This is a genomic window from Brevundimonas sp. (assembly GCF_035935935.1).
In the GTDB taxonomy this organism is placed as follows: Bacteria; Pseudomonadota; Alphaproteobacteria; order Caulobacterales; family Caulobacteraceae; genus Brevundimonas.
In genome coordinates this window covers 172,967-191,569 of record NZ_DASYWO010000006.1, presented here as the reverse complement: position 1 = coordinate 191,569, position 18,603 = coordinate 172,967, and the positions used below count along the sequence as shown (strand labels likewise).

23 protein-coding genes are annotated in these 18,603 nt (G+C 70.2%); 17 read left to right on the top strand and 6 right to left on the bottom strand.

The features are described 5' to 3' along the window. Positions 1-150 precede the first annotated feature (150 nt). Positions 151-351 carry a hypothetical protein gene (locus VGR32_RS07995; protein ID WP_327449689.1) on the bottom strand — a complete coding sequence of 67 codons (201 nt, stop codon included), beginning with the start codon at positions 349-351 and terminating at the stop codon, positions 151-153. An 820-nt stretch (positions 352-1,171) separates the two neighbouring features. On the opposite strand from VGR32_RS07995, the gene VGR32_RS07990 reads away from it, so the two are divergent. The 4 genes from VGR32_RS07990 to VGR32_RS07975 all read left to right on the top strand — a co-directional run bounded on the left by VGR32_RS07990 (position 1,172) and on the right by VGR32_RS07975 (position 4,763). Beyond that, a complete protein-coding gene (locus tag VGR32_RS07990; RefSeq protein WP_327449688.1) occupies positions 1,172-2,398 on the top strand; it encodes an argininosuccinate synthase in 1,227 nt (408 codons plus the stop codon). Positions 2,399-2,505: 107 nt separating this feature from the next. Then, positions 2,506-2,937, top strand: coding sequence for a hypothetical protein (locus VGR32_RS07985; protein WP_327449687.1), 432 nt, complete (start codon positions 2,506-2,508; stop codon positions 2,935-2,937). 28 nt (positions 2,938-2,965) lie between these two features. Beyond that, on the top strand, positions 2,966-3,517 hold the full coding sequence (locus tag VGR32_RS07980) for a hypothetical protein (protein ID WP_327449686.1): 552 nt from the start codon (positions 2,966-2,968) through the stop codon (positions 3,515-3,517). 40 nt (positions 3,518-3,557) lie between these two features. Beyond that, the gene (locus VGR32_RS07975; RefSeq protein WP_327449685.1) at positions 3,558-4,763 is read left to right on the top strand and encodes a TIGR03862 family flavoprotein; all 1,206 of its coding nucleotides are present in this window, start codon (positions 3,558-3,560) and stop codon (positions 4,761-4,763) included. Here VGR32_RS07975 and VGR32_RS07970 read toward each other — a convergent pair. After that, on the bottom strand, positions 4,760-5,455 hold the full coding sequence (locus tag VGR32_RS07970; RefSeq protein ID WP_327449684.1) for an SIMPL domain-containing protein: 696 nt from the start codon (positions 5,453-5,455) through the stop codon (positions 4,760-4,762). The genes VGR32_RS07975 and VGR32_RS07970 overlap by 4 nt on opposite strands. Positions 5,456-5,542: 87 nt before the next feature. On the opposite strand from VGR32_RS07970, the gene VGR32_RS07965 reads away from it, so the two are divergent. Then, complete coding sequence (locus VGR32_RS07965; RefSeq protein ID WP_327449683.1) at positions 5,543-6,667, top strand: serine hydrolase domain-containing protein; 1,125 nt, start codon at positions 5,543-5,545, stop codon at positions 6,665-6,667. Here VGR32_RS07965 and rarD read toward each other — a convergent pair. Then, positions 6,664-7,620, bottom strand: coding sequence for an EamA family transporter RarD (gene rarD / locus VGR32_RS07960; protein WP_327449682.1), 957 nt, complete (start codon positions 7,618-7,620; stop codon positions 6,664-6,666). The two genes, VGR32_RS07965 and rarD, sit on opposite strands and share 4 nt — an antisense overlap. Before the next feature lies 1 nt (position 7,621). Then, the gene (locus VGR32_RS07955; RefSeq protein WP_327449681.1) at positions 7,622-8,668 is read right to left on the bottom strand and encodes an aspartate-semialdehyde dehydrogenase; all 1,047 of its coding nucleotides are present in this window, start codon (positions 8,666-8,668) and stop codon (positions 7,622-7,624) included. Positions 8,669-8,816: 148 nt separating this feature from the next. On the opposite strand from VGR32_RS07955, the gene zapE reads away from it, so the two are divergent. The 4 genes from zapE (at position 8,817) to VGR32_RS07935 (ending at position 11,355) form a co-directional block, all read left to right on the top strand. Further along, positions 8,817-9,944, top strand: coding sequence for a cell division protein ZapE (gene zapE / locus VGR32_RS07950; RefSeq protein WP_327449680.1), 1,128 nt, complete (start codon positions 8,817-8,819; stop codon positions 9,942-9,944). Beyond that, complete coding sequence (locus VGR32_RS07945) at positions 9,941-10,465, top strand: YbjN domain-containing protein (RefSeq protein ID WP_327449679.1); 525 nt, start codon at positions 9,941-9,943, stop codon at positions 10,463-10,465. Before zapE ends, VGR32_RS07945 begins: the two co-directional genes overlap by 4 nt. Before the next feature lie 62 nt (positions 10,466-10,527). Beyond that, a complete protein-coding gene (locus VGR32_RS07940; protein WP_327449678.1) occupies positions 10,528-10,911 on the top strand; it encodes a VOC family protein in 384 nt (127 codons plus the stop codon). Positions 10,912-10,950: 39 nt separating this feature from the next. After that, positions 10,951-11,355: an HIT domain-containing protein gene (locus VGR32_RS07935; RefSeq protein ID WP_327449677.1), complete on the top strand. Its 405-nt coding sequence runs from the start codon at positions 10,951-10,953 to the stop codon at positions 11,353-11,355. Here the strand turns inward: VGR32_RS07935 and VGR32_RS07930 are convergent. Further along, a complete protein-coding gene (locus VGR32_RS07930; RefSeq protein ID WP_327449676.1) occupies positions 11,352-11,930 on the bottom strand; it encodes a hypothetical protein in 579 nt (192 codons plus the stop codon). The two genes, VGR32_RS07935 and VGR32_RS07930, sit on opposite strands and share 4 nt — an antisense overlap. A gap of 165 nt (positions 11,931-12,095) precedes the next feature. Between VGR32_RS07930 and sdhC the strand changes: the two genes are divergently transcribed. From sdhC to VGR32_RS07895, 7 genes are read left to right on the top strand one after another with little or no spacing between them, the layout of a single operon-like run. Then, positions 12,096-12,548, top strand: a complete 453-nt coding sequence (sdhC, locus tag VGR32_RS07925; protein WP_327449675.1) for a succinate dehydrogenase, cytochrome b556 subunit — start codon at positions 12,096-12,098, stop codon at positions 12,546-12,548. Then, complete coding sequence (sdhD, locus tag VGR32_RS07920) at positions 12,545-12,946, top strand: succinate dehydrogenase, hydrophobic membrane anchor protein (protein WP_327449674.1); 402 nt, start codon at positions 12,545-12,547, stop codon at positions 12,944-12,946. The genes sdhC and sdhD overlap by 4 nt, the downstream gene beginning before the upstream one ends. A 7-nt stretch (positions 12,947-12,953) precedes the next feature. Beyond that, complete coding sequence (sdhA, locus tag VGR32_RS07915) at positions 12,954-14,738, top strand: succinate dehydrogenase flavoprotein subunit (RefSeq protein ID WP_327449673.1); 1,785 nt, start codon at positions 12,954-12,956, stop codon at positions 14,736-14,738. Continuing rightward, complete coding sequence (locus VGR32_RS07910) at positions 14,738-15,541, top strand: succinate dehydrogenase iron-sulfur subunit (RefSeq protein ID WP_327449672.1); 804 nt, start codon at positions 14,738-14,740, stop codon at positions 15,539-15,541. Before sdhA ends, VGR32_RS07910 begins: the two co-directional genes overlap by 1 nt. Position 15,542: 1 nt before the next feature. After that, positions 15,543-15,863 (top strand): 2Fe-2S iron-sulfur cluster-binding protein, encoded by a 321-nt coding sequence (locus VGR32_RS07905; RefSeq protein WP_327449671.1) that lies wholly within the window; start codon positions 15,543-15,545, stop codon positions 15,861-15,863. Positions 15,864-15,877: 14 nt separating this feature from the next. Then, entirely contained in the window at positions 15,878-16,657 is a 780-nt protein-coding gene (locus VGR32_RS07900) for a kinase (protein WP_327449670.1), read from the top strand. Further along, positions 16,654-16,977, top strand: coding sequence for a PilZ domain-containing protein (locus tag VGR32_RS07895; protein ID WP_327449669.1), 324 nt, complete (start codon positions 16,654-16,656; stop codon positions 16,975-16,977). Before VGR32_RS07900 ends, VGR32_RS07895 begins: the two co-directional genes overlap by 4 nt. Here the strand turns inward: VGR32_RS07895 and VGR32_RS07890 are convergent. Continuing rightward, positions 16,974-17,846: a Ku protein gene (locus VGR32_RS07890; RefSeq protein ID WP_327449668.1), complete on the bottom strand. Its 873-nt coding sequence runs from the start codon at positions 17,844-17,846 to the stop codon at positions 16,974-16,976. The two genes, VGR32_RS07895 and VGR32_RS07890, sit on opposite strands and share 4 nt — an antisense overlap. Before the next feature lie 108 nt (positions 17,847-17,954). Between VGR32_RS07890 and VGR32_RS07885 the strand changes: the two genes are divergently transcribed. After that, positions 17,955-18,587: a LysE family translocator gene (locus VGR32_RS07885; protein ID WP_327449667.1), complete on the top strand. Its 633-nt coding sequence runs from the start codon at positions 17,955-17,957 to the stop codon at positions 18,585-18,587. Positions 18,588-18,603: the final 16 nt, after the last annotated feature.

Here is an 18,603-nt window from a genome sequence, read left to right as displayed (position 1 = left end):
GATCGCGGCCTGCCGGGTTCAACCAGATTTCGAGCGATCCGTCCTTCGTCCGGCTGAAGGTGATCCTTGGGCTGCTGCTCATCCTGTCTGCTCCCTCGTCAACCCTTAAACCGCCGGCATGGAATGTCCGCAACGGGTCGGGAGCGGACGTCAGTAGCCGTAACGCTTCGGGTCTTTGAGGATTGGATCAACGGTTGAAGCTGGGTCGGCTACGGCTACCTTTGCCAGAAGGCGCAACATGGCTTCGCGGTCGCGCGCCTTCGCAGCGATATCGAATGCGTCCAGCAGGTTCGCCTCTGCTAGCCGTTCGTTGATTGTCAGGGCTGAGTAGTAGTCCGGACGTTCACTCATAACCTCAGGTTAGCCGGCCACGCGAGGTCCGCAACGGGTCGGAAGCAGACGATCACGCTGCGGCATGAAGCGGGCCCTCGATGCCCGAGCCTTCGGCGCTGCGGAGTCGGGCGGGCTTGCGCTCTCGGAGTGACGTCCACCGAGGTTGTGTTCCGTCGGCTCGCCCCGCCCCATTGCGACGACCCGCGCCGGTTTCCTCCGCCATCTCAACGGCCACGTGGAATCTTCACCCTATCCGTCGTGACCGGTCCGGCGTCGTGCCAACCTTCGCCTGGTTCCGTCGCGGGGGAAGGGCGCAAGGCCTTGCGAGCTTGTCGCGGCGGAAGCGGTTCGAGCGGGGGTCGACGCCGGGGGCTCACATGTTCACGGCCGGCCGGCGTCGGCGTGAACCTGCAAGGTCGTGGCCATCGGAGGTGGGCGGCGGCGCGGGGGCCGGGGGCAATGAGACGCCTCCGGATCAGGCCGGCGATCATGGCGCGTCACGGGAAGGCGCGCGTCCGGGGACGGGGTTCGCAAGTCTCCCGCCCGCCCGCCGAAGGCGCGTCCGTTAGTCGCCAAGTCAGCGGCCCTATGCGGTGGTCCTCTCCACCTCGGACAGCTTTCGATCAGACGAACCGCGCGGAGCGTCGTCGCGAAGCCGAAACGGTAACACATCACAGCATCCGGGCTCCGCGCCCGGCGCTCCGCCCGCCCTTTCCACCTTGCCGCCGCCGCCGCAGGGCGCTTCCGCTTGCCCCGCCCCATTCCCGCCCTTGCATCGCGGGTCCGGCGGCCCTTTAAGCGCGGCCACGCCTCCCCGCGTTCGCTCAAGGATATGTCCATGACCGCCAAGACCGCGCCGAAGAAGGTCGTCCTCGCCTATTCCGGCGGGCTGGACACCTCGATCATCCTGAAATGGCTGCAGACCGAATACGGCGCGGAGGTGGTGACCTTCACCGCCGACCTGGGCCAGGGCGAGGAGCTGGCGCCCGCCAGGGAAAAGGCGCTGAAGCTGGGCATCAAGCCCGAGAACATCTTCATCGACGACCTGCGCGAGGAGTTCGTGCGCGACTTCGTCTTCCCGATGTTCCGCGCCAACGCCGTGTACGAGGGCCAGTATCTGCTGGGCACCTCGATCGCCCGGCCGCTGATCGCCAGGCGCCAGATCGAGATCGCCCGCATGGTCGGCGCCGACGCCGTCTGTCATGGCGCCACCGGCAAGGGCAACGATCAGGTCCGCTTCGAGCTCGGCTACTATGCCCTGGAGCCCGACATCCGCGTCATCGCACCGTGGCGCGAGTGGGAGTTCCGGTCCCGCGAGGCGCTGCTGGACTTCGCCGAAAAGCACCAGATCCCGATCGCAAAGGACAAGCGCGGCGAGGCCCCGTTCAGCGTCGACGCCAACCTTCTGCACTCGTCCTCGGAGGGCAAGGTGCTTGAGGATCCGTCCGTCGAGGCGCCCGAGTTCGTCCATCAGCGCACCATCTCACCTGAGGACGCGCCGGATGCGCCGACGGTCATCACCATCGGCTTCGAGAAGGGCGACGCCGTCTCGATCAACGGCGAGGCCATGAGCCCGGCGACCCTGCTGACCGCCCTGAACCAGTACGGTCACGACAACGGCGTCGGCCGGCTTGACCTGGTCGAGAACCGCTTCGTGGGCATGAAGTCGCGCGGCGTCTATGAGACCCCCGGCGGAACGATCCTGCTGGCGGCGCACCGCGGCATCGAAAGCATCACGCTGGATCGCGGCGCCATGCACCTGAAGGACGAACTGGCCGTCAAGTACGCCCACCTGGTCTACAACGGCTTCTGGTTCTCGCCCGAGCGCGAGATGCTGCAGGCCGCCGTCGACTGGTCCCAGACCCGGGTGAACGGCACGGTGCGGGTCAAGCTCTACAAGGGCAATGTGACCGTCATCGGCCGTGAGAGCCCGGACAGCCTCTACGATCAGGATCTGGTGACCTTCGAAGAGGGCGTGCAGGCCTATGACCACCACGACGCCGAGGGCTTCATCAAGCTCAACGCGCTGCGCCTGCGGGTGCTGGGAAAGCGGGAGCGGCGCTGATCCTGACGCGGCTGTAACTTCCTGTCCGCGATTTCACTTGAGGGGATAAGGGGCGGAGCGCATCTCTTCGAGCAGAAGCCCCCTCCCCCCGTTCCAGTGAGTTCGCCATGTCCCGCAAGTTCGCCCTCGCCGCCGCCGTAGCCGCCGGCCTGACCGTGGGCGTCGCCCTGCCCGCCGCTGCAGCCGCGCCGGCCGTGATCGCCGTGGCCCAGGACCCGATCACCGAGGCCGACGTCGAGGCCAGGGCCACCGAGTTCGAGGTGGTCATCGAGGCCCTGGCCGAGGAAGCCGCGTCCATCCGTGCCGACGCCGCCCTGTCGGACGAGCAGAAGAGCGCCCGCATCGACGCCGCGATCGCCGCCAAACAGCCCGAGATCGACGCCTTCCTGAACTACCTCGAAGCCTTCATCCGTCAGGAAGCCGGCTCGGAAGGCATGGACGCCGCCCAGACCGACATGGTCGTCGACATGATCCGCAGCCAGTTCGCCCAACTGCCCGCCGCCCTCAAGTCCGGTGAGTTCACCGGCATGGGCGGCTGATCCCGCAACCCTTCAGGAGCCTGACGCCATGATCCGCGCCCTGTCCCTCGCCGCCGCTCTGGCCATCCTGCCGCTCTCCGCCGCCTCCGCTCAGGAGAGTCCGGCGGACCCCGAGGCCTCCATCGAGGCCGCCGCCGAAGTGTTCGAGGCCCGCATGGAGGAGTTCGGCGAACGCGCCGAGCTGATCGCCGCGGACGAGACCCTGAGCGAGGACGAGCGCGAGACCCGCATCGCCGCGCTGTGGCTGGAGTACCAGCCGGCAGTGGACGCCTTCACCGGTGTGGTGTCCGAGAACGCCGGCCTGATCGCCGAACAGGCGCTGGCCGAGGTCGACGTCGACGCCCTGGTCGCCGACGCCCTGTCGAACGCGGACGTGGACGTCATGGCCATGGCGGGCGGTTTCGCCGCCAACGGGGCCTGGGCCTCCAACGATCCGGAGCACATGGCGACCTACGGCCTGATGGCCGATTACGCGATGAGCCAGGTCGACGACGTCGAGGTCGACCTGTCCGCCCTCGAGGCCGATCTGGCCGCGCTGGAAGTCGAACTGGCCGAAATGGCGCAGGACGACGCCGACTGACCCGCTTGCGCCGGTCCGGCCGCCGTGCTGGACCGGCGTGATGCCCCCTTCCCACGTCCTGATCGTCGGCGCCGGCCCCGCGGGCCTGTTCGCCGCCGAGCATCTGGCCCAGGCCGGGCTGCGGGTCACCGTCGCCGACCGCATGCCTTCGCCGGCGCGCAAATTCCTCATCGCCGGGCGCGGCGGCCTGAATCTGACCCACTCCGAGCCGCCGGACCGCTTCCGCGCCCGCTACGCCGAGGCGGCGCCGCGCGTCTCCGCCTGGCTGGACCGTCTGTCGCCCGGCGATCTGACGGCGTGGGCGGAAGGCCTGGGCCAGCCGACCTTCACCGGCTCCAGCGGCCGCGTCTTCCCACGGGCCATGAAGGCCTCGCCCCTGCTCCGCGCCTGGCTCTCCCGCCTCACGGAGCTGGGCGTGACCCTGAACACGCGCTGGGCGTGGACCGGCTGGGAGGGCGACGCCGCCACCTTCGACACGCCCGACGGCCCGAAGCGCGTCGACGCGAACGCGACCGTGCTGGCCATGGGCGGCGCGTCCTGGCCCCGTCTGGGGTCGGACGGGGGCTGGCGCGACCTGCTCCAGGCGAGGGGCGTCGAGGTCGCGCCCTTCCGCCCGGCCAACGCCGGCGTGAACGTCGACTGGTCGCCCGTCTTCGCCGACCGCTTCGCCGGCCACCCCTTGAAGAACGTCACGTTGACCCACGCCGGCCGTGGCGTGCGGGGCGAGGGCATGGTCGCCCGCTACGGACTGGAAGGCGGCGCCGTCTATGCCCTGTCCGCAGACCTGCGCCGCGCGCTGGACGCCCGGGGCACGACGACGCTGACCGTGGACCTGCGCCCGGACCTGTCCGTCGAGGCGCTCGCGGCGCGCCTCGCGAACGGGCGCGGGAAGGACAGCGTCTCGAACTGGCTGCGCAAGGCCGCCGGGCTGTCGCCCGTGGCGGCCGGCCTGCTGCGTGAGATTCCCGGCGAGGTTCCGACAGGACCCGACAAGCTGGCGCGCCGCATCAAGGCGGTGCGCCTGACGGTGACGGGCATGCAGGGTCTGGACCGCGCCATCTCCTCCGCCGGGGGCGTGCGTCTCGATCAGGTCGACGGGGCGCTGATGCTGACCGCCCTGCCCGGCGTCTTCGTCGCCGGCGAGATGCTGGACTGGGAAGCGCCCACCGGCGGCTATCTGCTGCAGGCCTGCCTCGCCTCCGGCGCCGTCGCCGCCGACGGCGTCCTGAACAGGCTCCGGACCTAGCGCTTCAGCGCGAAGTCCACATGCACCTGAACCTGATAGGTGTCGCTGCCCGCCTGGACCGGCGGCGCCACGTTCGCGGCCTGCGCCTCGACCACCGCATAGCGCCCGCCATAGGGCACCGGCGGCTGGCCGGCGCCGTCCCGGATGGCCACGACGCGCGCGATCTCGAGGTCCGCCGCCTCGGCATAGGCCTCGGCCCGCACCCGGGCGGCGCGATAGGCGGCGGCGTAGGCGCGGTTCAGAACGGCGTCGGGGTCGGACGCCCGCAGGTTCGGACCCGAGACCACGTTGCCGCCCGCCTCGGTCGCCGCGGCGATCGCCGGCCCTGCCTGCCTCACGTCGCGGATGCGGACCTCCACCAGATTTTCGGCCCGATAGCCGCCGCGCCCCGGTCCGTAGTCGATGCGGCCCAGCGACAGGTTTTGGGTCTGCACATCCTCGGCCTTGACCCCCAGCCGGGCCAGGGCGGCCGTGACGCGGGACATCGCCTGGGCGTTCGCGGCGCTGGCCGCCTGCGCGGTCGCCCCGTTCGACGACACCCCGACGGTGATGCGCGCCTCGTCCGGCGCCGCCTCGGCCCGGCCCGTGGCCGCCACCTGCAGAAGAACCTCGTCGGGCCGGACGCCCCGGGGATCGGCCGGCTGGGTGCAGCCCGCCGCCAGCAGCAGGCCGAGCATCGCGATGCGCTTCATGTCTTCCCTCCTCGCCCCGTGACGACGAGAACCCTGGAAAGTGGCGCGTCGATGGCGCGCCCGCGGACGACGCGATAGGACGCCTGCATGACCGAGATCCACGGAACCTGCCCCGTCCGCTTCGGGGCCGTGAAGGACGCCTTCGCCGCCAATTTCGCCGACGCGCCCGAGGGCCTGAACGAGCTGGCAGCGCGCTTCACCGCCTGCATCGGCGGCGAAACGGTGATGGACCTGTGGGCAGGTCACGCAGACGTGGCGAAGACCTCGCCTTTCACCGCCGACGCGCTCGTCCCGGTCTTCTCGACCGGCAAGGCCGTGATGGCGACGCTGATCGCGACCTGCGTGGAGCGCGGCCTGCTGGACTATGACCGGCCGGTTTCGGCGTACTGGCCGGAGTTCGGACAGGCGGGCAAGGACGCGGTCACCGTGGCGCAGCTGATGAGCCATCAGGCCGGCCTGCCGGGTTTCGCGGAACCGGTCGATCCGGCGCTGTGGTTCGACCGGCCTGCGATCCTGAAAATCCTGTGCGAACAGGCGCCGATGTGGCCGCCCGGCACGGCCAGCGGCTACCACCCGAACACCGTCGGCGTGCTGGCCGACGAGCTGTTCCGGCGCGTCGACGGCCGCGCCATGGGCGAGGCCCTGCGCGCCGACTTCCCGGGCCTCGACCTCTGGATCGGCCTGCCCGAAAGCGAGCACGGGCGCGTGGCGCAGATGCGCAAGCCTTCCGCCGCACCGGCCCTGGGGGTGCTGGATCCCATCAAGAAGGCCGCCTTCTACGACCGCGGCGCCGCGCCCGGTCCGCGTGAGACCACGCAGTGGCGCGTGGCCCAGATCCCCTCGTCCAACATGCACGGCACGGCCGAAGGGCTGGCCCGCTTCATGTCCGTGATGGCCGACGGGCGGTTCGAGGGACGACAGGTCCTGTCTCCGGCGACGCTGGTCGCCGCCCGGCGCGAGCGCGTGCACGGCCCCGACCGCGTGCTGCCCTTCGTGATGAGCTGGGCGGCGGGCTTCACGCGCAACGCCGGCCTGAACGTCTTCGGTCCCGGGCGGGCGACCGTCGGCCACTATGGCTGGGGCGGGTCGTGCGCCTTCGCCGACCCGGATCGCGGCCTGTCCGCGAGCTACGTCATGACGCGGCAATCGCCGCATCTGATCGGGGACCCCCGCGCCGTGCGGCTGATCGAGGCGCTGTACGCCGCGCTCTAGGGTCTGGCCCGATCCTCTGCGGGGTCGTCGGTCAGGCCGGGCTCCGGCGCGACCCCGGCTTCGGGCGCCTCGTCCCGCTTCCGGGTCAGGGCCCCGATCGCGAAGACCACCGCTCCACCCCAGATGAAGCCGAAGCTGACCAGCCGCAGCGCCCCCAGCGGTTCGCCCTGCAGCGTCCCGATCACGAAGACGATCGACGGCGCCAGAAACTGCAGGAAGCCCATGGTCGAATACGGCATGCGCCGCGCCGCCCAGGCGAACATGGCCATCGGCACGACCGTGGCGGGGCCGGCCGCCAGCAGCCACAGGGTGGCCGGCGCGCTCTGGCCGAAATGCCCCGTGCCCTGCGCCGTCAGCCACAGCACCCAGGCCAGTCCGGGCAGGGCGAGGATCAGGCATTCCACGAACAGCCCGGGCCCGGCGTCCACGCTGATTTTCTTGCGGATGATGCCGTAGGCGCAGAAGGAGAAGCCCAGCAGCAGCGAAACCCACGGCAGGTGCCCCAGCGCCGCGGCCTGCAACGCCACCCCGACGGCGGCCAGCCCGATGGCGATCAGGCCCGTCCGGCTCAGCCGCTCCCGGAACAGCCACGCGCCCGCGGCCATGTTCAGCAGGGGATTGAGGTAGTAGCCGAGGCTGGCGTCCAGCGTGCGGCCGCCGTTCACCGCCATGACGTAGGTCGTCCAGTTGACGGCGATCAGCAGGGTGGAAACGACCAGCCACCCGAGCGTGCGCGGATCGCGCAGGGCCGCCACGACCTGATCCCACTGACGCAGGACCGCCACCAGCACCGCCGCCAGCAGCAGAGACCACACCATGCGGTGGGCCATGATCTCCCACGCGTCCGCGCCGATCGCCCCCATCGACTGGAACACCAGCGGGATGAAGCCCCAGATGGCGTAGCAGCCGACGCCCGCGATCAGGGCGGCGCGGGCCTCAGAAGGGCGCGTCACCTCAGACCGTGATCGAGCGGTAGCCGCTCTTCGGCGTGATCACCCCCTGCTCGTCCAGCAGCTGCGCGATCTGCACGGCGTTCAGGGCCGCGCCCTTGCGCAGGTTGTCGGACACCACCCACAGCGACAGGCCGTTCTCCACCGAGTGGTCCTTGCGGATGCGGCTGACGTAGACGGCGAACTCGCCCGCGGCGTCGACGGGGGTCACGAAACCGTCGGCCTCCTGCTTGTCGACGACGAGCACGCCCGGCGCGTCGCGCAGCAGGGCACGGGCCTCGTCCGGCGCGATCGGGCGTTCGAACTCCAGCGTCACCGCCTCGGAATGGCCGACGAACACGGGCGCCCGCACGCACGTGACCGTCAGGCGGATCGAGGGGTCCAGGATCTTGTGGGTCTCGGTCCACATCTTGGCCTCCTCGTCGGTGTAGCCGTCGTCGCGGAACGACCCGATGAAGGGGATGACGTTGAAGGCGATCTGCTTCGGAAACACCTTGGGCGTGGCGTCGCCCAGGCCGTAGATGGCCTTGGTCTGGTTCCACAGCTCGTCCATCCCCTCCTTCCCGGCGCCGGAAACGGACTGGTAGGTCGACACCACCGCGCGGGTGATCTTCGCCGCGTCGTGCAGGGGCTTCAGAGCCACGACCAGCTGGGCGGTCGAGCAGTTGGGATTGGCGACGATGTTCTTCGTCCGCGCCAGCTTCGCCGCCTCCGGGTTCACTTCCGGCACGATCAGCGGCACGTCGGGGTCGGCGCGGAAGGCCGAGGAATTGTCGATCACGATCGGACCCAGCTTCCCGATCTTCTCGGACCAGGCGCGGGACACGTCGCCGCCGGCGCTCATCAGCACCAGGTCCACCTTCGAGAAGTCGAACTGCTCGATGTCCTCGCACTTCACCGTGCGGTCGCCGAACGCGACCTCGACGCCCTTGGACTTGCGCGACGCCACGGCATGCAGCTCGGCGACCGGGAAGTTCAGCTCTTCCAGGATGGTCAGCATCTCGCGGCCCACGGCCCCGGTGGCGCCCACGACGGCGACGGAATAGCCCATCTTTGTTTGTGTCCTTCGGACGCCCTGCCGCTCGCGACGCGGTCGCTCGCTGCTTCAGGGCGGATGATCTGGGACTCCGGCAGATAGTCCTTCGTGCCGGGGACGCAATCGCTTTTCCTCATCGGTCCGCGCCGCTAAGCCCGAGTTCATGGGGTCACGCATTCGCGCCGCTTATGAGAAACGTCTGGCCGAAGGTCGTCTGACCGCCGACCCGGGGCAGGCGGCGGCGATCGACGCCTTGTCGCGGCTTGAAGCGGACCTCAAACGTCGCGGCCTGTTCGGCCGGCGGCCGGACGTGCGCGGGGTCTACCTGCACGGACCGCCCGGACGCGGAAAGTCCATGCTGATGGACCTGTTCCACGCCTGTGCGCCAGAGCCGAAGCTGCGGCGTCACTTCCACGTCTTCATGGCGGAGGTCCACGGTCTGATCCGGGAGTGGCGCGAGGGCGACCGGGCCGCGCGGCAGGCGCGCTTCGGCCAGTCGAAGGGCGACGATCCGCTGGCGCCCGTCGCGGACCTGATCTCGCGACGCGCGCGCCTGCTGTGCTTCGACGAGCTGGAAGTGACCGACATCGCCGACGCCCTGATCCTCGGCCGGCTGTTCCAGGCGCTTTTCGATCGCGGCACCGTGCTGGCCGTGACTTCCAACCGCGCACCGGACCGGTTGTATCCGAACGGGATCAACCGCGAGCTCTTCCTGCCCTTCGTCGGTCTGATCCGCGAACGCTGCGAAACCGTGGTGGTGTCCGGCGAAAGGGACTGGCGGATCGACCGGCTCGCTCGCTCGCGGACCTGGTTCCTGCGCGACCAGAGGCCGGAGTTCGAGGCCCTCTGGGCCGAACTGAAGGGCGATGCGGAAGAGGCCCCGACCTGCCTGACCGTGCTCGGACGCGAGGTCCGGATCGACAGGACCGTCGGCGGCGTGGCGCGCGCCGGGTTCGAAGCGCTGTGCGGCAGCGCGCTGGGTCCGCAGGACTGGCTGGCCCTCGCCGGGCGGTTCCACACCCTCTTCCTTGAGGACGTGCCGGTGCTGGACGCGGCGCGTCACATGCATGCGCGCCGCCTCGTCACCCTGATCGACGCCCTCTACGAAGCCGGGGCGCGGCTGGTGGTGCTGGCCGAAGCCTCGCCCGAGGCCCTGTACGTCAGGGGCACGGGAGCCTTCGAGTTCGAGCGCACGGTGTCGCGCCTGAACGAGATGACGGCCCCGGCCTGGCTTTCCAGAACGCCTGCAGGGCGTCAGGATGACGATCCCGTTCCCGGAGTTACCGCATGATCCGCCCGCTTCTGCTCGCCGCCTTGGCCGCCCTGGCCCTCGGCCTCGCCGCGCCGGGCGCCGCCCGCGCCCAGGACGCCGCGGCCGCAGCGCCCACCTTCGTCGGCCTGACCCCGGAGGCGGTGCGGGGCTGGCTGGTCGCCGCCGGGGCGCAGGCCGGTGAGGTCACCCGCGAGGACGGCGACGTCTTTTTCCGCGTCGACGACGGCGGCCTGGTCTGGTTCCTCTTCTTCTACGGATGCGAGGCCGACGGCCGTTGCGGCGACCTGCAGTTCAACACCGTCTTCGACGGCACGGGCGTGTCGGCCGCGACCGTGAACGCGTGGAACCGCGATCAGCGCTGGCTCAAGGCCTTCACCACCGAGGTCAATGGGCAGCCGGTGATCTTCGTCCAGTTCGACGTGCTCCTGGTCAGCGGCCAGGGCGTCGGGCAGCTGGCGGATCCGGCGGTGGTCTGGCTGGAGGGAACCGCGCGCTTCGCGGAACAGCTGCGCACCGCGGCCACGCCGGCCGCCACCTGACCAGACTCCGCTTGCGTTCCTGCTTTGTTCATGGCTTCGTGTAGGGGACGGAGGGACGCGGAATGATCGGTTATGTGACGCTGGGCACCAATGACCTGGAGCGGGGCGCGGGCTTCTACGACGCCCTTGCGAAGGTGTTGGGCATTGGGCGGATGATGGAGTGGCCGGGCGCGATCGCCTGGGGCACGCCCGGCGGCGCGCCGGGAATCGGACTGACGAAACCGTTCGACGGAAACGCCGCCAGCGTCGGCAACGGCGTCATGGTGGCGTTGGAGGCGAAGGACCGCGAGCAGGTCCACCGTCTGCATGAAACCGCGCTGGCGAACGGGGGCGCGTGCGAGGGGCCGCCCGGGCCGCGCGGCGAGGGCTTCTACGCCGCCTATTTTCGCGATCCCGACGGCAACAAGCTGAACGCCTTCCTGATGGAAGGCGGCGCCGCCGCCTGACCGGGGGGCTTCGACGTGACCGATCCGAGTTCCGACTTCATGCCCGACCCCGCCTTCCTCGCCGGCTCGACCGCGGCTGCCGACTGGCCGCTGTGCCACGTGCGTCTGCAGCTGGACGGACGATTTCCGTGGCTGATCCTGATCCCGCGCCGGACGGGGCTGGTTGAGCTGGAAGACCTGTCGGCGGTCGAGCGCGCCATGCTGGCCGAGGAGACCGTGCGGGCCGGCAGGATCGTGCGCGCGCTCGGGGCCGACAGGGGCCTGCCGGTCGAGAAGCTGAACGTGGCGGCGCTGGGCAACGTCACGCGGCAACTGCACCAGCACGTCGTCGGACGTCGCGGCGACGACGGCCTGTGGCCTGATCCGGTCTGGGGCCGCGGCACGGCGTCGCCCCTCGACGACGGGGCGCGCGCCCGCGCCCTCGGGATCGTCCGCGCCGGCTAGCGGACGAGGCGAATGGCGATCCGGCGACCGTCCGGCTGACGAAGCACGCCCTCCCACGACCCGCCCGCCGAGGTCAGGGCCAACGCGCCGCCGTTCTCCAGCATGATCTCCACGGTCTCCGGCGAGCGCCCCCCGGACGTCGCCGTCCCGCGCGTCCGCGACCGTTCCGACCGCCAGGCGCCCTCGATCGCCAGACCGGGGCCGGGATCGTCGAACACGAGGCGCAGCAGGGGGCGGCCATCGGCGTCGACCACGGACCAGCGGCCGTCCAGCGGACCGGCCAGGGCGTCCATGGCCAGCTCGGCGGCGGCCACGCCCTGCGCGTACTGCGCCTCGTCGGCCGTGGGTTCGGCCTCGTACTGTCCGGCGTAGGCCCCGACCGCCACGGACGCCGGGATGGAGCTGCGGAACGGCCGGGCCACGCCGTCGCCCTCCGGCGCCGCGCGCCCGAAGTCGGACGGCGGCTCGAACGGCCGAACGGGCGGCGGCGTGTAGAGCTGGTCCCGCGCGCCGGCCGGGGGGTCCTGAACGGCAAGGCCCAGCGACAATGTGAGGGCGGTCACGGCGTCGAACATGGCCGCAGGCTGCCGCGCGCCGCCGGGGATCGGCAAGCCCACACGCCCGCCGCGCGCATTCTTGCCGCAGCGCAGCAGCGTTCGTTGACGCCCGGCGCGCGCATGACCTAAAGCCAAGGCCGTCTGATGCGCGTCAAACCCCCGCGCCAGCTGAGAATTGTTCGCATGTCGAAGCCCTTTCCGGACGGCGCGGCGGCGGAGGACCAGACGGGTCGCTTCGTCGTTCAGCCGAACGGCCGCCCCCGCCCCCTGTCGCCGCACATGCAGATCTGGCGCTGGCACGTCACCATGGCGGCCTCGATCCTGTTCCGGGTCACCATCGGCGCCGCCAGCGTGGGCGCGATCCTGATCACCGCGTGGCTGGGGGCCATCGCCTTCGGGCCTGACGCGCACGCCGCCGCGACGGATTTTCTGTCCTCGCCGCTCGGGCTGCTGATCGGCTTCGGCCTGACGGTGGTTCTGTTCTCCTTTTTCCTGAACGGCACGCGCCACACGATCAACGACACCGGGAACGGCCTGACGCCGAAGACCTCCAACGTGCTGTCGTGGATCTCGGTGATCGGTCCGGTCGTGCTGGCGGTGGCCTTCTGGGCCGCGTTGATGGGAGCGTCGGCATGAGCGCCCACCGGTATCGCAAGGGCGTGAAGGTGTCGGAGCGTCACGGCGCGCGGGAGTGGACCACGGAACGGATCGCCCTGGTCGCCCTGCTGCCGCTCAGCCTGTGGGTCGCCGCCAGCGGCTTCGCCCTGGCCGGCGCCGACCATGAGGCGACGCTGGCGTGGTTCGGTCAGCCGCTGAACGCCGTGCTGTCGGCCGCCACCATCATGATCTTCTGCCTCTACGCCAGTCTGGCGTGGAAGGTGATCATCGAGGACTACATCCACCGTACGTCCAGCAAGACCGCCCTGATGGCGCTGTCCAACCTGACCTTTCTGGTGCTGACCGCGACCGCCGTCTTCTTCATCGTGCGCCTGCATCTGGGGTCCGCCCCGCTGCCGGCCGGCTTCGGGATCTGACCGTCTGATGAGCGCCTACCAGTTCGTCGATCACGCCTATGACGTCGTCGTCGTCGGAGCCGGCGGCTCCGGCCTGCGCGCGGCCCTGGGGGCGGCCCAGCAGGGCCTGAAGGTCGCCTGCGTGACCAAGGTCTTCCCCACCCGCAGCCACACCGTCGCGGCCCAGGGCGGCATCTCCGCCAGTCTGGGCAACATGGGCGAGGATTCCTGGCAGTGGCACATGTACGACACCGTCAAGGGGTCGGACTGGCTGGGCGACCAGGACGCCATCGAATACCTGGTCCGCGAAGCGCCCAAGGCCGTCTATGAGCTTGAGCACTGGGGCGTGCCCTTCTCGCGCACCGAGGAAGGGAAGATCTACCAGCGCGCCTTCGGCGGCATGACCCGTAACTTCGGCGAGGGTCCGGTCCAGCGCACCTGCGCCGCCGCCGACCGCACCGGCCACGCCATGCTGCACACCCTGTACGGCCAGTCGGTCCGTCGGGAGGTCGAGTTCTTCATCGAGTATTTCGCGCTGGACCTGATCATGCAGGACGGCGCCTGCACCGGCGTGACGGCGTGGAAGCTGGACGACGGGACGCTGCACCGCTTCCGCGCCAAGCTGGTGATCCTGGCCACCGGCGGCTACGGCCGCGCCTATTTCAGCGCCACCAGCGCCCACACCTGCACCGGCGACGGCAACGCCATGGTGCTGCGCGCGGGCCTGCCGTGTCAGGACATGGAGTTCGTCCAGTTCCACCCGACGGGGATCTACGGCGCCGGCTGTCTGATCACCGAGGGCGCGCGGGGCGAGGGCGGATACCTGACCAACTCCGAAGGCGAGCGGTTCATGGAACGCTACGCCCCCTCCGCCAAGGATCTGGCGTCGCGGGACGTCGTCTCGCGTTCCATGACGGTGGAGATCCGCGAGGGCCGCGGCGTGGGTCCGAACAAGGACCACATCTTCCTGCACCTCGATCACCTTGACCCGAAGATCCTGCACGAGCGCCTGCCCGGCATCTCGGAAAGCGCCAAGATCTTCGCCGGCGTCGACGTGACGAAACAGCCGATCCCGGTGCTGCCGACCGTGCACTACAACATGGGCGGCATCCCCACGAACTATCACGGCGAGGTGCTGACCAAGCGTGACGGGGACCCCGACGCCGTGGTGCCCGGCCTGATGGCGGTGGGCGAGGCGGCCTGCGTGTCGGTGCACGGCGCCAACCGGCTGGGCTCCAACTCGCTGATCGACCTGGTCGTGTTCGGCCGCGCCGCCGGCCTGCGCGCCGGTCAGATCGTCGACAAGGCCTCGGCCGTGCCCGACGCGCCGGCTGCGGCGACCGAGGGCCATCTGACGCGCTTCGACCGCTTCCGCCACGCCTCGGGATCGACCCCGACCGCAGAGCTGCGCATCCAGATGCAGCGCGCCATGCAGTCCGACGCCGCGGTGTTCCGCACCGGCAGGACGCTGCAGGAAGGCGTGGACAAGCTGCGCGCCATCGACGCGGCGGGCGACACGATCCGCACGACCGACCGCGGCATGATCTGGAACACCGATCTGGTCGAGACGCTGGAGTACGACAACCTGATCGCCCAGGCCCTGGTCACCATCGAAGGCGCCCTGAACCGCACGGAATCCCGCGGCGCCCACGCCCGCGAGGACTTCCCAGACCGCGACGACGCGAACTGGATGAAGCATACCCTGGCGTGGAAGCGTCCGGGCGAGGGCGTGGTCCTGGATGACCGTCCTGTGCACGCCTACACCATGACCGACGAGATCGAATACATCGCCCCCAAGGCGCGGGTTTACTGATGGTCCAGCTCACCCTCCCCAAGGGCTCGAAGCCCACGACCGGCAAGGTCCACAAGGCGCCCGCAGGCGCGCAGAACGTGAAGACCTACAAGGTCTACCGTTACGACCCCGAGGTCGACGCCGACCCGCGCTGGGACGTGTACGAGGTCTCGGCCGACGACCACGGGCCGATGCTGCTGGACGCCCTGATCCACATCAAGAACACCATCGATCCGACCCTGTCCTTCCGGCGCTCGTGCCGCGAGGGCATCTGCGGCTCGTGTTCGATGACCATCGACGGCCGCAACGCTCTGGCCTGCACCAAGGGATGGGACGAATGCTCGTCTTCGACCATCTCGGTCGCGCCCCTGCCGCACCAGCCCGTGGTCAAGGACCTGGTCACGGACCTGTCGCTGTTCTACGCGCAGTACGACTCGATCCAGCCCTATCTTCAGTCGGATGAGCCGGATCCCGAGAAGGAACGCCTGCAGTCGCCCGAGGACCGCGCGAAGCTGGACGGCCTGTACGAGTGCATCCTGTGCGCCTGCTGCTCGACCAGCTGTCCCAGCTACTGGTGGAATCAGACCGACTACCTCGGCCCGGCGGCGCTGCTGCAGGCCTATCGCTGGATCGCCGACAGCCGCGACGACGCCACGGACCAGCGGCTCGACGACCTCGAGGACCCCTTCAAACTCTATCGCTGCCACACCATCATGAACTGCGCCCAGGTGTGCCCGAAGGGGCTCAACCCGGCCAAGGCGATCGCCGAAACCAAGAAGCTGATGGTGTCGCCGTCGCGCAAGAAGACGAAGGTCGAAGCGTAAGGTGGCGAAGATCACCTACGTCGAACACGACGGCCGCGAGCATGTGGTCGAGGTGAAGAACGGGCTGTCCGTCATGGAGGGCGCGATCCGCAACAACGTCCCGGGGATCGACGCCGACTGCGGCGGCGCCTGCGCCTGCGCCACCTGTCACGTCTACGTCGACGAGGCCTTTCTGGCGGAGACGGGGCGCGCCTCGCCGATGGAGGAGTCCATGCTGGACTTCGCCGAGAACGTGCAGCCGAACAGCCGCCTGTCGTGTCAGATTCGCGTCTCCGACGATCTGGACGGCCTGATCGTGCGCCTGCCGGAAAGTCAGCACTGAGCGCGAACCCGGACATGGTCGCCCTGGTGGGGCGGCTGATCGAGACCGGCCCGTCCGATCGCCCGCCCCGCATCGCGGTCGTGGGCGCTCAGGGATCCGGCAAGACCACGCTCGCGCGCGCGGCCGCAGCGGAGTACGGCGCGGTCCCGGTGTCGATCGACGACGTCTACCTGACGCGGGCCGAGCGCGAGGCGATGGCGCGGGACGTGCACCCGCTTTTCGTCACCCGCGGGCCGCCGGGCACCCACGACCTCGGCATGCTGCAGGCGCTGATGGACCGGCTTTCGGAAGCCGGGCCCACGGACGCGACGCCGCTGCCGGATTTCGACAAGCGCGGCGACGATCGCGTCCCCGCCGACCGCTGGCGGGCGTTCACGGGTCGGCCGCGGGCCATCCTGATCGACGCCTGGTGCCTCGGCGCCCTGCCCGAGGGCGACGCGGCGCTGGAGACGCCGATCAACGCCCTTGAGCGCGACCGCGACCCCGACGGCGTGTGGCGGCGGTCCGTCGACGGCTTCGTGGGCGGCGCCTACGCCGGGTTCGCGGCCGGGCTGGACGCGATCCTGTTCCTGCGCGCGCCGGGTTTCGAGGTCGTGCTGGACTGGCGGTCGCAGCAGGAGGCCGACCTGCTCGGCGTGCCGCCGGAGGACCTCCCCCTCGACGAACGCGCGCGGCTCGCGGACTTCATCCAGTATTTCGAGCGCGTGACGCGGCGGATGCTGGCGGGCGGCGTGCGGGCGGACGTGATCGTGCCGCTGGATCGAAACCGCGTCCCGGGCTCTTTCAGCGCATGACCGCCGACCGCCGCAGCGAAATCCGCCTGCCCGCCGACGGCCGGGGCCTGCTGGTCGGGTCCGGCGTGGAGCAGGTCTGCCGGCTGGTGGATCAATCCGCATCCGGACTTCGCGTCCGACTGGACCGGGCGTCGGCCCTTCCCCGCGAGATCATGATCGTCGACGTGCCCGGCGGCGTCGCCACCCCGGTGGCCGTGGTGTGGCAGAAGGGGCAGGAGGCCGGTCTGAGGCGGTCGGGCGACGGCGCCACGCTGCGAGGCCTGGTGCCGGGCCGACTGGTCGCCGTGCGCGACGCCTGGCGCCGCGCCGGGGGTCGCTAGGCCGCCTTCTTCCTGGGCGCGGACTTCTTCGCGGCGGACTTCTTCGCGGCGGTCTTGCCTGCGGCGGGGCCGGACGACGCCCGGCCGCCCGACGCCGATCCCTTCAGGCTGGCGCGCAGGGCCGCCATCAGGTCGACGACGTTGGTGTCCTCGGGCTCCGGCGCCTCCACCAGCTTCTTGCCGCCCTTCTGCTTGGCCTTGATCAGCTCCTTCAGCGCCTCGTCATAGCGGTCGACGAATTTCGAGGGATCGAAGTCCGCCGCCTTCTGCGAGATGATCCGCTCGGCGATGTCGACCATGTCCTTGTCGGCCTTGACCGAGGGGATGTCGTCGAAGAAGTCGCCGGCGTCGCGGACCTCGTCATGCGGCCGCAACGACCACGCCACCAGCCCCTTGTCACGCACTTCCAGCGCGATCTGTCGCTCGCGGTTGCGCAGCACGAGGCAGCCGATGGCGATCTTGTCCGCCGACCGCATGGCCTCGCGGATCACGGCGAAGGCCTCCGCCCCCGGTCCCTTGTCCGGCACGACGTAGAACGGGCTGTCCCAATAGATCCGGTCGATCTCATGGGCGTCCACGAAGCGGTCTATCGAGATGGTCCGGGTGGACTCCAGCTTGACCTTCTCGAAGTCCGCGTCGTCCATGAGGACATACTCGTCCTTGGCCACCTCATAGCCCTTGACCAGGTCCGACCGCTCCACCGGTCCCGCGTCCGGGTCAGTCGGCACCATGCGGATGCGGTTGTTCGTCTCCGGATTTATCAGGTGGAAGCTGACCCGGTCCGAACTGCTGGTCGCGGTGTAGAGGGCGACCGGGCAGGTCACCAGCGACAGCTTCAGATGGCCCTGCCAGGTGGGACGCGCGGCCATGTGACGACTCCTTCGTGCAGACGCCGCGAGTCAACGCCGGTCGCGGGCGAATCGTTCGCCGCCGTCGACGATTGACGCCGGCCCGGGGTCGCGCCATCGGGGCGGAGCATGGAGTTGCCCGTCGATCCGCATCGCTACGCGACCTTCCTGACGGTCATGGCCGTGATGGCCGTGACGCCCGGGCCCGCCAACCTGTTCTCGGTGGCGAACGGCATGGCGCGGGGCCGGGCCGCCGCCTTGCCGGCCGTGCTGGGCATGAGCGCGGCGACCCTGGTCTGGTTCGGCGCGGCCGCTCTGGGTCTTGGCGCGCTGGTCACGGCCTTTCCGCAGGTCTTTCGCGGCGTGGCCTGGGCCGGCGCGCTGTACGTCGCCTGGCTTGGCGTGAAGTCGCTGTGGTCGGGCGTGCGGCCCCTCTCCGCGGCCACGCCGGCGGCGCCGGCGCCCCGCCTGGGACGAGGTCCCTTCAGCGACGGCTTCCTGGTGCAGATCGCCAACCCGAAGGCCATCCTGTTCTTCACCGCCGTCCTGCCGCCCTTCATGGATCCCGCGAGGTCCGCCGGACCCCAACTCGCGCTGTTCGCCCTCGCCACCGTCGGCATGGATTTCGTGACGATGACCGCCTACGGCCTGGGCGGCGCGGCCCTCGCGCGGGCGATGACGAAACCCACGGTGCGCCGCGCCTTCGACGTCGTCATCGGCCTGCTTCTGATGACGGCGGCCGCGCTGATAGGGCTGCGCTGACGCCACGGAACTTCGC